Annotated in this window: 17 protein-coding genes; 14 read left to right on the top strand and 3 right to left on the bottom strand. The window is 36.3% G+C overall.

What is annotated here, in order from left to right:
- Window positions 1-138 precede the first annotated feature (138 nt).
- Entirely contained in the window at window positions 139-1,251 is a 1,113-nt protein-coding gene (locus tag M2372_RS15090; protein ID WP_115969801.1) for an AI-2E family transporter, read from the top strand.
- 91 nt (window positions 1,252-1,342) lie between these two features.
- Here the strand turns inward: M2372_RS15090 and M2372_RS15085 are convergent, their stop codons facing one another.
- Window positions 1,343-1,597, bottom strand: a complete 255-nt coding sequence (locus tag M2372_RS15085; protein ID WP_123321055.1) for a bacteriocin-like protein — start codon at window positions 1,595-1,597, stop codon at window positions 1,343-1,345.
- A gap of 154 nt (window positions 1,598-1,751) precedes the next feature.
- Here M2372_RS15085 and M2372_RS15080 point away from each other — a divergent pair, with 154 nt between their 5' ends.
- Window positions 1,752-2,129 carry a MauE/DoxX family redox-associated membrane protein gene (locus tag M2372_RS15080; protein WP_115969797.1) on the top strand — a complete coding sequence of 126 codons (378 nt, stop codon included), beginning with the start codon at window positions 1,752-1,754 and terminating at the stop codon, window positions 2,127-2,129.
- Window positions 2,130-2,188: 59 nt separating this feature from the next.
- Here the strand turns inward: M2372_RS15080 and M2372_RS15075 are convergent, their stop codons facing one another.
- A complete protein-coding gene (locus M2372_RS15075; protein ID WP_123321054.1) occupies window positions 2,189-3,547 on the bottom strand; it encodes an acyl-CoA dehydrogenase family protein in 1,359 nt (452 codons plus the stop codon).
- Window positions 3,548-3,757: 210 nt separating this feature from the next.
- Between M2372_RS15075 and M2372_RS15070 the strand changes: the two genes are divergently transcribed.
- From M2372_RS15070 to M2372_RS15015, 12 genes are all read left to right on the top strand, one after another.
- The gene (locus M2372_RS15070; RefSeq protein WP_123321053.1) at window positions 3,758-4,672 is read left to right on the top strand and encodes a DUF4349 domain-containing protein; all 915 of its coding nucleotides are present in this window, start codon (window positions 3,758-3,760) and stop codon (window positions 4,670-4,672) included.
- Window positions 4,673-4,823: 151 nt separating this feature from the next.
- Window positions 4,824-5,699 (top strand): TraB/GumN family protein, encoded by an 876-nt coding sequence (locus tag M2372_RS15065; protein WP_123321052.1) that lies wholly within the window; start codon window positions 4,824-4,826, stop codon window positions 5,697-5,699.
- 24 nt (window positions 5,700-5,723) lie between these two features.
- Window positions 5,724-6,233 carry an RNA polymerase sigma factor gene (locus M2372_RS15060; protein WP_123321051.1) on the top strand — a complete coding sequence of 170 codons (510 nt, stop codon included), beginning with the start codon at window positions 5,724-5,726 and terminating at the stop codon, window positions 6,231-6,233.
- The gene (locus tag M2372_RS15055; protein ID WP_123321050.1) at window positions 6,223-6,828 is read left to right on the top strand and encodes a hypothetical protein; all 606 of its coding nucleotides are present in this window, start codon (window positions 6,223-6,225) and stop codon (window positions 6,826-6,828) included. The genes M2372_RS15060 and M2372_RS15055 overlap by 11 nt, the downstream gene beginning before the upstream one ends.
- Before the next feature lie 207 nt (window positions 6,829-7,035).
- Window positions 7,036-8,676 carry a glucose-6-phosphate isomerase gene (gene pgi / locus M2372_RS15050; protein WP_123321049.1) on the top strand — a complete coding sequence of 547 codons (1,641 nt, stop codon included), beginning with the start codon at window positions 7,036-7,038 and terminating at the stop codon, window positions 8,674-8,676.
- A 3-nt stretch (window positions 8,677-8,679) separates the two neighbouring features.
- Window positions 8,680-9,504, top strand: a complete 825-nt coding sequence (locus M2372_RS15045) for a class I SAM-dependent methyltransferase (protein WP_123321048.1) — start codon at window positions 8,680-8,682, stop codon at window positions 9,502-9,504.
- A gap of 26 nt (window positions 9,505-9,530) precedes the next feature.
- Window positions 9,531-10,415 carry a bifunctional 5,10-methylenetetrahydrofolate dehydrogenase/5,10-methenyltetrahydrofolate cyclohydrolase gene (locus tag M2372_RS15040; protein WP_115969780.1) on the top strand — a complete coding sequence of 295 codons (885 nt, stop codon included), beginning with the start codon at window positions 9,531-9,533 and terminating at the stop codon, window positions 10,413-10,415.
- A 7-nt stretch (window positions 10,416-10,422) separates the two neighbouring features.
- Window positions 10,423-11,052: a 7-carboxy-7-deazaguanine synthase QueE gene (locus tag M2372_RS15035; RefSeq protein ID WP_115969778.1), complete on the top strand. Its 630-nt coding sequence runs from the start codon at window positions 10,423-10,425 to the stop codon at window positions 11,050-11,052.
- A gap of 44 nt (window positions 11,053-11,096) precedes the next feature.
- Window positions 11,097-12,467: an exopolysaccharide biosynthesis polyprenyl glycosylphosphotransferase gene (locus M2372_RS15030; RefSeq protein WP_123321047.1), complete on the top strand. Its 1,371-nt coding sequence runs from the start codon at window positions 11,097-11,099 to the stop codon at window positions 12,465-12,467.
- A 95-nt stretch (window positions 12,468-12,562) separates the two neighbouring features.
- Complete coding sequence (locus M2372_RS15025; RefSeq protein WP_115969775.1) at window positions 12,563-13,315, top strand: ABC transporter permease; 753 nt, start codon at window positions 12,563-12,565, stop codon at window positions 13,313-13,315.
- On the top strand, window positions 13,315-14,124 hold the full coding sequence (locus tag M2372_RS15020; RefSeq protein ID WP_123321046.1) for an ABC transporter ATP-binding protein: 810 nt from the start codon (window positions 13,315-13,317) through the stop codon (window positions 14,122-14,124). Before M2372_RS15025 ends, M2372_RS15020 begins: the two co-directional genes overlap by 1 nt.
- A complete protein-coding gene (locus M2372_RS15015; RefSeq protein ID WP_115969771.1) occupies window positions 14,108-14,719 on the top strand; it encodes an outer membrane beta-barrel protein in 612 nt (203 codons plus the stop codon). The genes M2372_RS15020 and M2372_RS15015 overlap by 17 nt, the downstream gene beginning before the upstream one ends.
- A 38-nt stretch (window positions 14,720-14,757) precedes the next feature.
- Here M2372_RS15015 and M2372_RS15010 read toward each other — a convergent pair whose 3' ends face one another.
- Window positions 14,758-15,069, bottom strand: coding sequence for a hypothetical protein (locus M2372_RS15010; RefSeq protein ID WP_115969769.1), 312 nt, complete (start codon window positions 15,067-15,069; stop codon window positions 14,758-14,760).
- Window positions 15,070-15,146: the final 77 nt, after the last annotated feature.

Below are 15,146 nucleotides of genomic sequence, written 5' to 3'. Positions count from 1 at the left end.
AGCGTGTTCCTGCTTTTACAGACAGCTTTTGGGAATGAAATTTGATACGCAGAAAGAAAAATCCACACTGTTTGAATAAAAAGTTCTTTAGTTCGGTGGGTTTTTCTTATTTTTATTCCACACTGCAGATTTTAGATTATGAACTTTCTTAGACTTCCTTTCCTTGTCAAGCTTACCCTTGTTGTGATTTCCATCATTGGCCTTGGTTACCTTTTAGCATTGGGACAAACTATTTTAGCACCTTTTTTTCTGGCATTCCTGATGGCTATGCTATTTTTACCGGCAGCTACTTTCATGGAAAGAAAACTAAGGCTTCCAAGATCTATATCAACCATGACATCAGTTTTCATTATGCTGATGATTTTGGCTGGAATCATCTATTTCTTCACCAATCAATTGTCTGATTTCAGCAAGGATCTTCCGCATCTAAGAGAACAATTTACCACCGTTTTTAATAATTTACAGCATTGGATCTCAAAAACATTCAACGTAAAAGTGGATGAACAGGTAGATTACTTCAATCAGGGACTGAATAAGCTTTTATCTTCTTCGGGAGCGATCCTAGGTTTTACTTTTGGAATCTTTTCAACGGGATTTGGATTTATTATATTCTTTACCCTGTTTTTTATCTTTATTTTAAATTACAGAAGGCTTTTAAATAATTTTATTGTTACCGTTTTCAGTGAAAGACATAAAGCAAGTGTTCAGGAAGCGGTAAATGAGATCCGGGTAATGACCAAAAAGTATATTTTCGGGCTTTTTCTTCAAGTTATCATTGTATCTGTCCTTACCTCTATTGTTCTTACCGTTTTAGGAGTAAAATATGCAATCCTTTTAGCTGTTCTGACCGGTTTGTTAAATGTTATCCCTTATTTGGGAATTTTCATTTCCCTTTTAATTTCCTGCTTTATAGCATTTGCCACTTCTACTCCATCTACCTGCATTTACGTAGCCATGGGATATATTGCAGTGCATGCAGTGGACGGAAATATTGTTTTACCGTTTGTAGTAGGTTCAAAAGTAAAGATTAATGCTTTATTCTCTTTTATAGGGATTCTTTTAGGGGAACATCTTTGGGGAATTGCGGGAATGTTTCTGTGTATCCCAGCTATTGCAATTATTAAAATCATCTGCGAAAGAGTGGATGACCTAAAACCATGGGGAAGGTTACTCGGAGAGGAGGAAAAACCGAACAAAAAGAAGAAAAGCTACAAGATTTCAAAGAATATTACTTTGAAGGAGATGGATTAAATATTGGTAATAAGTAATGAGTGAGAGAAAATCAAATACTTAATAAAACTAAGGCTGCTTTAAAAAGCAGCCTTGTTTATTTTTGTTTCCTTTACACAATAAGAGCGCAGAGTGGCCTCATTCCACTTGGACAGGATTCTTCACATGGAATATAAGACTGATTATCCGGACAGTATCCTAAACTAGGATTAACCGGACCTCCTCCGGAGCCTCCTCCTAAACACGGATCACCAGGAGGAATTTTACATGGACAACCTATTGGTCCTATATCACATTTTTCAATACCAATCCCGCCCTGAACTTCTTTTAAATCTGTGCGGTTTAATTTTTTAAGATTTTTCAACATAATAATTATGAGTTTGGATTATACTCAAATATAAATAATAAAATGATGCAAAATCCCACATTAACCTAGCATTAACACAAACAATATTATTTTTAATTCTCAAAATCACAATAGAATTATATTTTTATTCTACATTTGATATAAAATATTTATTATGAAAATCATTAAACTCATCATCTGTATTTTATTTGGGATCATGTTTATCAATGCAGGATTAGACAAGTTCTTTCATTACAACCCAGTTCCTCAACTCACTGAAACACAAATGAAGCTGTATGCAGCATTCGGAGAAATTGGCTGGCTATTACCTTTAGTAGGAGTTGTAGAAATAATAGGGGGACTATTATTTATTTTTCCAAAAACAAGAGCTCTGGGTGCCATCATTATTCTGCCTGTACTGACGGGGATTTTGATTCATAATGTATACAGAGATCCTTCGACTACAGGCATTTGCATTTCCGGAATACTATTCCTGATTAATATCTGGATATTGATTGACAACAGAGAGAAATATAAAAACCTTGTCGGATAGTAAATGAAAGCTCACGGATAACAGCGGTTGATATTAGCCATTGCCTTTTATCCGTCACTTTATATAAAAGCACTGAATCCCGTAATCGATCGTCCCACGATGAGCGAGTTGATTTCTTTTGTCCCTTCATAAGAGTAAATAGCTTCGGCATCTGCTACAAAACGGGCAACGTCATATTCCAGGAGAATACCGTTTCCACCCATCACTTCTCTTGCCCTGGAAACAATATCCCGCGTTCTTAATGTACAGAAAACTTTAGCTAATGAAGCATGTTCATCTTTCAAAATTCCTTCATCCTGCATCTCAGACAGCCTGAAGACCATGGTCTGCATGGCGGTAAGATTGGATAACATTTCCACCAGATGCCCCTGAATCATCTGAAATGAAGCGATAGGTTTCCCAAACTGCTCTCTTGTTCGGGTATATGCTAAGGCACTTTCATAAGCTCCTCTTGCACATCCGGTTGCCATCCAGGCTACTCCGGCCCTTGTCATCCGAAGTACTTTTCCGGTATCTTTAAAAGATTTGGCATTCTGTAAACGGTTTTCCTCAGTAACAATACAGTCTTTCAGGGTAATCAAACCATTCTGAACAATACGTAATGCCATCTTTCCCTTGATCTTCTCTACAGAATATCCCGGATTATCTTTCTCTACAATAAATCCTTTTACTTCTCCACTATCCAAATCTCTTGCCCAAATAATGATAAGATCTGCAAACGTTGCATTTCCGATCCATTTTTTCTGACCGTTTAAAACCCAACCTTCATCTGTTTTCTTACAAGTTACGGTAAGGCCGCCTGCAGCTCCGGAGCCCACTTCAGGTTCAGTCAGTCCAAAGGCACCAATTTTTTCAAACTTCTGCATCTGCGGAAGCCATTTTTGTTTTTGTTCTTCTGAGCCACATATATAGATAGAACCCATTGCCAACCCTGACTGCACCCCAAAAAATGTTGCAATAGAAGCATCAATCCTTGCCATTTCCATGGCAATAACCCCTTCCATCAGAAAAGGCATTCCCGGACAACCATATCCTTCATAGGTCACTCCGCATATATCCAGCTTTTGAAATTTCGGAATCAGTTCGAAAGGAAACTCATCCCTAAGCCAGTAGTGGTTGACCAAAGGCTTAACTTCTTTTTCCATAAAAGCTCTTACTTTCAGCTGAATTTCCCTCTGTTCAGGAGTTAAAGTATGGTAGATATCGTAAAAATCTCCATCAATGGGAGGAAGTTCTTTCTTTTTCTTATCCGGATCAAGCATTTTCATGAGCCCGGAAAGCTGTTTATCATCCAGTTTCGAAAAATTGTGCATCAACTTCGGTAGATCTACTTTTTGGGAAATAGCACTTAGCTGATCAAAATCTATAGACGTGAATAGTCCTATTGCATTCCTGATTTTAGAAAAGGTATTTGACATAATGATATATTGTGATTTTGGTTTGTAAAAAGATAAGCAAAAATTACTCCGAAAGCAAACCCCACCCTTTCATGTTATTTTACAAAGTACTAATATTCAGTAATTTAAAACAGAATATTCTCTTTACAAGTTTTTTACTTTCGATTTTCAAGCATTACAAAGGATCCTTGCAGAACTTTGACTCAAGCAAAACCTCAAAAATATTACGCTATGAAAACGACTTACATTAGATTATCATTATCAGCTGTTCTTTTACTGGGAATTTATTCATGTAAAAAAGGAGAAGCAACCAGCAGCAGTGAACTTAAAAGCTATGAAGCAACAACAGATTCTGCGGCTGTTTCGGAAGACAGTGTTTCGTCTGTTGCGAGCATGGAAGTAAAGGACAAAAAATTCATCAAAACAGCAGATGTCAATATGGAAGTAAAAGATGTGTATAATGCTACTATCGCTATTGAAAAGTCTGTCCAGGACCTTGGAGGTTTTGTTACCAAAAGCAATCTTCAGAGCAATGTTGTTTCTGAAGATACTTATAATACGTCTGATACTGAAGCTATGCTGATCAAAAAATATAAGACCGAAAATACGATGCAGGTAAGAGTACCCACTGAAAAACTGGGAGAGCTTTTAACATTCATTAATACGAATAAGCTTTTTCTTAACTCAAGAACTATCAATGCGGAAGACGTAACAGCTAACATCAAATATTCTGAGCTGGAGACAAAAAGAAACCAGAAAACGTCTGAAAATATTGAAAAAATAAAGACTAATAAGGATAAAGTTACTCTTGATGATGAAAATATGTCTGAAGGAAACCTTCAGAAGCTAACCAATATGAACATTGCTGATAATCTGAAATACAGCACCGTTGATATTTTCATCAAAGAACCCAAATTACGCATCGCAGAAATCGCTGTTACCAATATAAACAGCATTGATAATAAGTATAGATATAACTTTATATATGATGCAAAAGATGGATTTGTCTATGGATTTTATTTGATTCAGAGAATTATTGTAGGGCTTATCAACATCTGGCCGATTGTATTGATTGCAGGTGGAGTAATCTATTTTCTAAGAAAAAGAAAAATGGCAAAGCCTGTGCTTCCTAAAAACCAGGAATAAAAATTCCTAACCAAATGGTTATCATCATAATTTTAGATTTTACAGCCTCCTGTTTTCAGGAGGTTTTTATTTTTTTGAAAAAAACTGTAACGATTGTAACGGTACCCTTACCTACTGTTTAAAAGAACAGAAAATCAAAAAAATCAATACTATGAAAAATGTAATAAAACTTGGATTCGCTGCACTATTATCAATGAATTTCATGACTGCTACGGCACAGAACAAAAACACAGACAATGACAACAGCCTGCTATGGGAGGTATCTGGAAACGGGCTCTCTAAGCCGTCTTATATTACCGGAACATTTCATATCTTATGCAACAAGGATTTTGATATAAAGCCTAAGATTTGGAACGCTCTCAATGCATCAGAGAATTTTGTTATGGAAATCAACTATACAGATCAGAATGAAATGATGGCCATGCAAAAAATGATGGCTGCTGATAAAAAAATTTCTGAACAGTTAACTCCTGCAGAAGCCACAGAATTAAACAAAACACTTGCTGACTATGGTACGAATCTAAAAAATGTAGACGGTCAAAGCCCACAAGCTTTATATGCTCTTGTTGCTACCAAAGCCATTCCTTGCCCTGCAAATGAAGTGAAAATGTATGAAATTGAACTTCTTAAAACCGCTTTAAAAAACAAGAAAAGTGTAAACGGCCTGGAAAAAGTGGATGATCAGATCTACGCAATTGGTGAAGCATATAATCTGAAAGAAGTGATCAGCCAGCTTAAATTAGGTAATGAATATGCTATTGCAGCAGAAAAAATGACTGAGGCCTTTAAAAATGAAAATCTGAAAAATCTGGATATACTCATTAAAGATCCAAAGTTCATGAACAAGAGCCAGGAGAAATTGGTTTTGACTGACAGAAATAAAAAATGGGCAGAAAAAATGCCGGAAATGATGAAAAATCAAAGTTCTTTCTTTGCTGTTGGAAGTGGCCATCTTTGGGGAGAAAATGGATTAATTAATCTACTGAAGGCAAAAGGATACACTGTAAAACCCGTATCAAACTTATAACAATAACCCAACCATGAAACTATTGTGAGTACTCCAACTGAAGCAGCCTTTTTAAAGCTTGTTAATCAGCACAAAGGCATTTTATACAAAGCTTCCCGGATCTATGCCGATTCTATAGAAGACCGGGAAGACCTCCAACAGGAAATCCTTATCCAGCTGTGGAAATCTTATCAGAACTTCAAGGGAAACAGCGAGTTTTCTACATGGATGTACCGTGTTGCTATCAATACAGCAATCACTTATTTAAAAAAGGAAAAGCAACGATCTAAAAATCATACAGACACACCGCACCATTTTGAAGTACATCAAGAAGACTACAATCCTAACAAAGACCAACAACTTGAAATTTTTTACACTGCCGTTCAGGAATTAAATGCTCTTGAAAAAGCTGTTATATTCTATTTCATGGAAGGAATGTCACATAAGGAAATCGGAAACAATCTAGGGCTTAGTGAAGGAAATGCCCGTGTAAAACTCAACAGAACTAAAGAAAAAATACAGCAAATCATAAAAAAATCAGGTTATGAATTTTGATCAATTAAAAGAACAGTGGAATAATGAAGACAGTAATGTCCATATTCCTGACAGCATAAAACAATTAAAAGAAAGCAAGCATCCTATCGAAAAAATTCAGAAAAGTATGAAAAAAGAATTCCCAATGCAGGTCATTGCTATTATTCTTATAGCATTCTTTCCTCAAATACTGAAATTTCCCATTTCACAATATGTTATTTATTATACCTCTTATACCATGCTTGTCGTTATATCTTCTTATTATTTATTTGGCTTTTACAAATTTTACAAGCAGACTGAACTTTATACTGGCAATACTAAAAACAGCCTCTGGAAAATATACCACGAATTAAAACTTAATATGGAAAGATATCAGTCTTTCGGTTTCCTGCTCCTCCCCCACTTCATGATCACATTAGGACTCGAATTCTATAAGGTATTAGCAAAAAAAGGGATGACCTTTGAAAGTGTAACCAACTCTTATCAGCAGACTCTTATTATTTCTGTTCTTATTGGAACCATCGCAATTATAGTTAATATTGTTTTATGGACAAAGTATATTTACGGGCGCCATGCTAAGCAATTGGAAAATATTCTGAATGAAATAGATGAATAATATTCAAAAAAGTATCTTTAACCTTATAAAAAGTAAACCTCAGATCATTTCTGGGGTTTTGTTTTTTAAAAAATCGTTATTTATCATCTTCAAATTTATTTGAGGTTTTATTTTTCCTTAAATTTGCAGATCAGAAATAAATCGTTATGGATTTCTAAAGTTTTTTGATCCGAAACATTATTCTGTGAACTATAAATTCTCGACAACATGCTATCAAAAATAAATCCCCTACAAACCAACAGCTGGAAAGCCCTTGATGAACATTTCGCATCGAATGATCTTGAACTAAGAAGTCTTTTCCAGTACAATCCGAACCGTTTTGAAGAGTTTTCTCTGAAAAAGGACAATTACCTTTTTGATTATTCTAAAAATCTGATCGATGCAAAGACAAAAACTCTTTTATTACAGCTGGCAGAAGAATGTCAGTTAAAAGACGCTATTACCAAAATGTTCTCAGGAGATAAGATCAATGAGACAGAGGGAAGAGCAGTATTACATACGGCTTTGAGAGATTTCTCTGACCGTGAAATTCTTGTTGATGGCGAAAATATTAAGCCGCAGATTAAAAGAGTACTGAATCATATGAAAGCTTTTTCTGAAAAAATCATTTCAGGAGAACATAAAGGTTTCAGTGGAAAAGAAATTACAGATGTTGTAAACATAGGAATCGGAGGTTCAGATTTAGGACCTGTAATGGTTTGTTCGGCTTTAAAACATTTTAAAACAAGACTCAATGTTCACTTTGTTTCCAATGTGGACGGAAATCATATTGCAGAGGTTGTTAAAGATCTAAACCCGGAAACTACTTTATTCATCATTGCTTCCAAGACATTTACGACGCAGGAAACAATGACCAATGCAAACTCAGCAAAAGACTGGTTCCTGAAAGCTGGAAAACAGGAAGATGTTGCAAAACATTTTGTTGCTTTATCCACTAATGTTGAAGCTGTTAAGCAATTTGGAATTGCAGAAGAAAACATCTTTGAATTCTGGGATTGGGTAGGCGGAAGATACTCTCTATGGAGTGCTATCGGATTAAGTATTGTTTTGGCTGTAGGATATGAAAACTTTGAGCAGCTTCTAAAAGGAGCCTTTGACACAGACCAACGATTCCAGACGGAGGACTTCTCTGAAAACACCCCTGTATTAATGGGACTTCTGGGAATATGGTACCGTAATTTCTATGCAGCAACAAGCTATGCAATTCTTCCATACTCACAATATCTGGACAGATTTGCAGCATATCTTCAACAGGGAGATATGGAAAGCAACGGGAAATGTGTAGACAGAAACGGAGAATTTGTAGAATATGAAACAGGACCCATCATTTGGGGAGAACCAGGAACTAATGGTCAACACGCATTTTACCAATTGATTCACCAGGGTACAGAATTGATTCCTGCAGACTTTATTGCTTATGCTAAAAGCTGTAATAAAGTCTCTGACCATCAGGATAAATTATTAGCCAACTTCTTTGCCCAGACTGAAGCACTTGCTTTCGGAAAAACAGAAGAAGAAGTTGAAGAAGAACTTAAAAATGCAGGAAAATCTGACGAGGAAATAGACCAATTATTAAATTATAAGGTCTTCCACGGAAACACTCCTACTAACTCAATACTATTCAAAGAATTAACCCCTTTTTCATTAGGCCAGTTAGTTGCGATGTATGAGCATAAAATCTTTGTTCAGGGGGTAATCTGGAATATTTTCAGCTTCGACCAGTTTGGAGTAGAATTAGGTAAAGTTCTCGCTAACAAAATCTTACCAGAGCTTGAAAGCAACGAAACTGTAACTTCGCATGACAGTTCTACCAACGGATTAATTAATTATTATAAAGGAAATAAATAGCAGATGTCTGCATTACGATCATATTATTATAAACTGCCTCCCGGCTTCAGACTCTTAGGAAGAAAACTATATTATTTTCCGATAGATTTCTATGAAGGTATTACCGGGAAAAGGGCCAAAAACGAGCCTAAAAAGGGAGATATCTATGTAGGAAGCAGCGACTTTATTCCTCACGGAATCCGTCAGATGAATGCGCTGAAAAAACATATAGCACTTAAAAATACAGACCATGTGCTGGATATAGGATGTGGAATCGGCAGAACAGCTGTTGCCCTATCCGGATTCATAGACAAGGGAGCTTATGATGGTTTCGATGCCGTAGAAAAAGGAATTAAGTGGTGTGATAAACACATTCACAGAAAATATCCGAACTTCAACTTTAAGTTTACACCGATTTATAATGATCTGTATAATACTTTCAGTCAGAAAGCGGAGAACTTCACCTTCCCTTACGATAAAGCTCAGTTTGATAAAGCATTTTTGTTTTCTGTTTTCACCCACATGCAGATCCCTGAGATCAAACAATATCTGAATGAAATCAGCAGGGTCCTGAAAAGTGGCGGACAATGTCTTGCAACATTCTTTCTGTATGATGATTCTAAAGCGGAAAGTGGAAGCATGCATTTCCCGCATCAGTATGAAGGATACCGGCTGATGGATGATAAAGTAACGGCTGCCAATATTGCCGTAAGTATTCCATTACTGAATCAAATGGCTCATGAAGCAGGTCTGAAAGTAAAAACCATACAGGGAGGATTCTGGAGAAATGATGTAGAAAAGGAAGGTGCTGATGAATTTCAGGATATTGTAGTATTCGAAAAAATCTAAATCTAAATAAAAGTAAAAAAGTAAAAATGGCAGAAATTCTTGACGGACTTAAAGTATCCAAGGAAATCAAAGCAGAGATCAAAGTTGAAGTGGAAAAAATCCTTGCAAGCAAAAGAAGAGCACCTCATTTGGTTGCAATTCTCGTGGGAAACAACGGAGCAAGCAAGGCTTATGTAAATGCTAAAGTAAAAGACTGTGAAGAAGTAGGGTTCCAATCCAGCTTAATCAAATTCCCAAGCACTGTTTCGGAATCTGAATTATTGGAAACTATTGACGAACTGAATAAATCTAAAGCAGTAGACGGATTTATCGTTCAGCTACCTTTACCTGATCAGGTTGATCAGGAGAAAATTATCAACGCTATTGATCCAAGAAAAGATGTGGATGGGTTTCACCCTGAAAACTTCGGGAAAATGGCTCTTGAAATGGACACCTTCTTACCGGCAACACCTTTCGGGATCTTAACATTACTGGAAAGATACAATATCGAAACTAAAGGAAAAGACTGTGTTATCATTGGAAGAAGTAAAATTGTAGGAAGACCAATGAGCATCTTAATGGGAAGAAAAGATTTCCCTGGAAACTCAACTGTTACTCTTACCCACTCATACACAAAAGATATTGAAGAATATACTAAAAAGGCAGACATCGTTATTACAGCCTTAGGAGATCCTCACTTCTTAAAAGGAGAAATGATTAAGGAGGGTGCGGTAATCGTTGACGTGGGTATCACGAGAGTAGACGATGATTCTCCAAAAGGATACTACCTTGCCGGTGATGTGGATTTTGACAGCTGTGCAGCAAAAGCAAGCTGGATTACTCCGGTACCTGGAGGAGTAGGCCCAATGACAAGAGCAATGTTGATGAAAAACACCATCATTGCCTATAAAACTTCGGTCTATAACGACTAATTTTAAAATGAATAAAGAACAAGATATTTTATTAAAAGAAGGTAAAATGCTCCCTGTAATGGAGCATTTTTACACTTTACAGGGAGAAGGAGCACACACAGGAAAAGCCGCTTACTTTATCAGGCTGGGAGGCTGCGATGTAGGATGCCACTGGTGTGATGTAAAGGAAAGCTGGGATCCCAAGCTTCATCCGTTAATGGATGCCGTAGAAATTGCCGAAACTGCAGCTAAACACTGTAAAACCATCGTTCTTACAGGAGGAGAACCTTTGACATGGAACCTGGAAATCCTGACATCAAAATTAAAGGAACTTGGATGTACCATTCATATCGAAACTTCAGGAGCTTATCCTATGAGCGGACAACTGGACTGGATTACCCTTTCTCCAAAGAAAACAGGATTACCGAAAGAAGAGATCTATCAAAAAGCACACGAGCTTAAAGTGATCGTTTTCAACCATCATGACTTTACATTTGCACAGGAGCAGGCTGCAAAAGTTTCTGAAAACTGTAAGCTCTATCTTCAGAGTGAATGGAGCAAGAGAGATGATATCTATCCAAAGATTACAGATTTTATTCTGGAACATCCGGAGTGGCAGGCATCAGTTCAGACCCATAAATATCTTAATATACCTTAAAAAATACGTACATTAGCTGACCGTACCTGTTATAATACCGATAGATGCAGAGAATTCGATACTCCAGATACCTGAAATCGATTATTATTTTGCTTGACCTTATGGTTATTGCATCTATCTTCATATTCTTTTTTATAAGCAGAAACGAAGACCTTAAATATCATAGGGAAACCTGGTATCAGAACGCTTTTTCACTGATTTTGCTGTTTCTGTTCTGGGTCCTTCTCAGCGGTAGAACAAAAATATATAATATCCCGAGGAACCTTACCTATACCCTGTTTCTGGAACGGCTTCTGATCCATTTTATATCGTTCATACTTGGTGTTCTGCTTCTTGGGAAGGTCAGTAAAAATGTATTTTTCAATTCAGACATTTACTGGCTGTCATTTTATCTGTTGATATTTATCTTTCTGGCAAAATCACTCATCTATTTTGCGATTAAGTACTTCCGTTCACTGGGGATCAACTATAGAAATATCATGTTCTTAGGAGATAATGATTCTACTGAGATTCTTAAAAACATATTTAAGGACCGTAAAGATTACGGATACAGAATATTTGAATATGAAAATTCAGCGAATACCACTGATAACCTGGTTGATTTCTGGAAAAAAAATGGGATTCACACACTGTTTTTCTCTACTGAAAATGCCTACAATGAAGGTACAGAAACTGAAATTTTTAAGCTGGCAGAGGAAAACAAGGTTCATATTTCGCTCATTCCGAGTATTACCCAGAATGATTTTTTCCTGTATGATCTCGCTTATATCCAGACACAGCCTGTTTTAAATCAGGCAAGATACCCGTTAGATTATTATTCCAATTTCCTGATGAAGAGAACATTTGATATCTTCTTTTCCATCTTTGTATTGGCTTTCATTTGCTCATGGTTATTTCCGATCATCGGGATTTTAATCAGAGCCAGTTCCAAGGGACCTGTTTTTTTCTTTCAGAAAAGATATGGATTCCATGAGGAGGTATTCAACTGTATAAAATTCAGGACCATGGTGGTAAATGATGAGTCTACCACAAGCACTACCCGGGAAAATGATACAAGAATTACCAAAGTGGGTAAATTTTTAAGAAAAACCAGCCTTGACGAGCTTCCCCAGTTCATGAATGTACTGAAAGGAGAAATGTCTGTAGTAGGTCCACGGCCTCATATGCTGGCTGTTGACAATTATTACAAACCCAAAATCGGAAGATACAGTTTAAGAAGCATGGTAAACCCAGGAATTACAGGTCTTGCACAGGTAAGCGGATTGCGTGGGGATTCCGGAGACGTAGAAGTAGAAATGAAAAAAAGAGTTCTTGCAGATGCATTTTATGTAAAGAACTGGAGTTTTGTTCTGGATCTGGTTATTATATTAAAAACCATTTTACTGGTTATTGGCGGGGATAAAAATGCAAAATAAAGCTATGCTAAGGTTAGGATAATTTTAACATTATCGGGGTATCAGTCTTCATTTCAACCTTAGCCTAATTCAATAAAAAAGTCTAATTTAGCAGTATGTTAAAAAAGTTTTTCACAGCAGTAGGGGAATATATTATCCTTCTAGGAAAATCCCTGCAAAAACCCCAGAAAATGAGGGTTTTTTGGAAGCTGCTCATGAGGGAAATTAATGATTTGGGAGTAAATTCTTTCGGACTTGTGGTCTTCACATCAATCTTTGTGGGGGCTGTAGTAGCTATTCAGATGTTCAATAACTTTGATGCATCATCATTTCCCATTCCTCCTTCATTTGTAGGATATGCAACAAAAGCAGTACTCGTTTTGGAATTTGCACCTACCATCATCAGTTTAATTTTAGCAGGTAAAGTAGGATCATATATTGCCTCCAGTATTGGAACAATGAGGGTTTCTGAACAGATTGATGCCTTAGATATCATGGGGGTTAACTCACCCAACTTTTTGATATTTCCAAAAATTATCGCCTGTATGATTTTTAATCCTCTTCTTATTGCTATCAGTATTGTATTTGGTATTGGTGGAGGTTATATTGCCGGGATTTTAACAGGAAACTGGACAGAAAACGACTATATTATCGGAATCCAGATGTATATGCCTAATCTGTTTATCTATTATGCATTTTCCAAAACCATAGTTTTTGCATTCATCATTGCAACAGTACCTTCTTATTTCGGATATTTTGTGAAAGGAGGATCTTTGGAAGTAGGTAGAGCAAGTACACAAGCTGTAGTATGGACAATGGTATTCATTATCATTTCCGAATTAATTTTAACCCAATTAATATTAAGCTGATGATTGAGGTAAAAGATCTTAAGAAAAGTTTTGGAGATGTTGAAGTACTTAAGGGAATTTCAACATCATTTGATAAAGGAAAAGTAAATCTTATCATCGGACAGAGTGGCTCGGGAAAAACCGTTTTTCTTAAAAGTTTACTGAATGTCTATATGCCATCATCCGGAGAAATTTTATTTGATGGCCGGAATGTCAATACGATGAACCGTGATGAAAAGCAACATCTTCGTTCAGAAATCGGAACGGTATTCCAGGGAAGTGCTTTATTTGACTCTTTAACGGTAGAGGAGAATATTATGTTTCCACTGGATATGTTTACCAACCTTACTTTTAGAGAAAAGAAGAAAAGAGTTTTTGAAGTAATAGGAAGAGTGCATCTTGATAAGGCAGGAAGAAAATATCCTTCTGAAATTTCCGGAGGAATGCAGAAAAGGGTTGCCATTGCAAGAGCAATTGTGAACAATCCAAAATATTTATTCTGTGATGAACCCAACTCAGGGCTTGATCCGTATACTTCAAAGGTCATCGATGATCTCCTTTACGAGATTACCAAGGAATACAACACGACAACGATTATCAATACCCACGATATGAACTCTGTAATGACGATTGGCGAGAAAATTGTATACCTGAGATTAGGAATCAAAGAATGGGAAGGAAATAAGGACATCCTGATTACAGCAGGCAATAAAAATCTGATTGACTTCGTTTACTCTTCAGAACTGTTTAAAGAGCTGAGAGAATATTTACTTGAGAATAATAAAACAATTGAGAATACAAAATTAGACGATAATGAAAAAGGTACTTAGTATAGCGTTAATAGGGTTTTCAATGTGGGCTTCTGCACAGATCTCACTGGCAGGTAAGGCCAATATCATATTTCCTACAGGCTCACCTTCATGGTCCAATATCAAAGGAACAGTGAATGATGCCATTGAAGGAACAGGAAAAAACAATGTAGGTTTCAACGTGGGACTTTCATTAAAGGTGGGATTACCTACGTCATTATTCTTAATGCCTGAGGTATATTACACTCATTTTAAGAATGAATTTACGACGGAGAATACTACTTTCGATGTTAAAAGCAACCGTATTGATGTTCCGGTTCTTTTAGGATATAACGTTTTAGGGAATATGCTGGGTGTTTTTGTAGGTCCGGTTGGAAGCTTTAACCTAAGCAAAGACAACACCTATAATGATTTTAAAGAAAATGCTAAAAATAACTTTACAGTAGGCTACCAGTTCGGAGCACAGCTTGAAATTAAAAAGCTTATTGTAAATGCAAAATATGAAGGTGCTTTCAGTAAAGATGAAAGAAACTTTATCAACAAAGTTTCCGGTTCGGAGATCAGATATGATAACAGACCTAACCTGTTTATGGTTGGTTTGGGATATAAATTTTAATCAACAATCGAAAATAACAACTTTTAAATCCTCAAATTTTAGATTTGAGGATTTTTATTTTGATTTTCAAGCTCGGCCTGGCGTTTTGCAATATCGGCAGCCTGTTTTTCAAGCTCTTCTTTCTCTTTCTGTAGCTGCTTGAATTCTTTTTTCTTCTGTTCAGCCTTTATAGCGCTTCCTTTACTCAGATATCCTACCATTCCGCCAATGATAAGCCCTATCCCTACCCCAGCCATCACTCCCATAATATGAGAAATCTTGATCTGCTCTACAGCAAAATCAGTAGTAAGATAAAAAAGTAAAGCTGAAACGGCTAATAGGATAAGTCCGGTAATTGATAAACTCTTCATAATATTGTGTTTAAGTAATTATGTTATAAAAACTATACCAAATTTACTAAAAATTTAATAAGTCTTTATACAGGAAT

Source organism: Chryseobacterium sp. BIGb0232 (assembly GCF_024810195.1).
Taxonomy (GTDB): domain Bacteria; phylum Bacteroidota; class Bacteroidia; order Flavobacteriales; family Weeksellaceae; genus Chryseobacterium; species Chryseobacterium pennae.
Note: the sequence above shows the minus strand (reverse complement) of the source record. Positions and strands in the feature narration are given on the sequence as shown.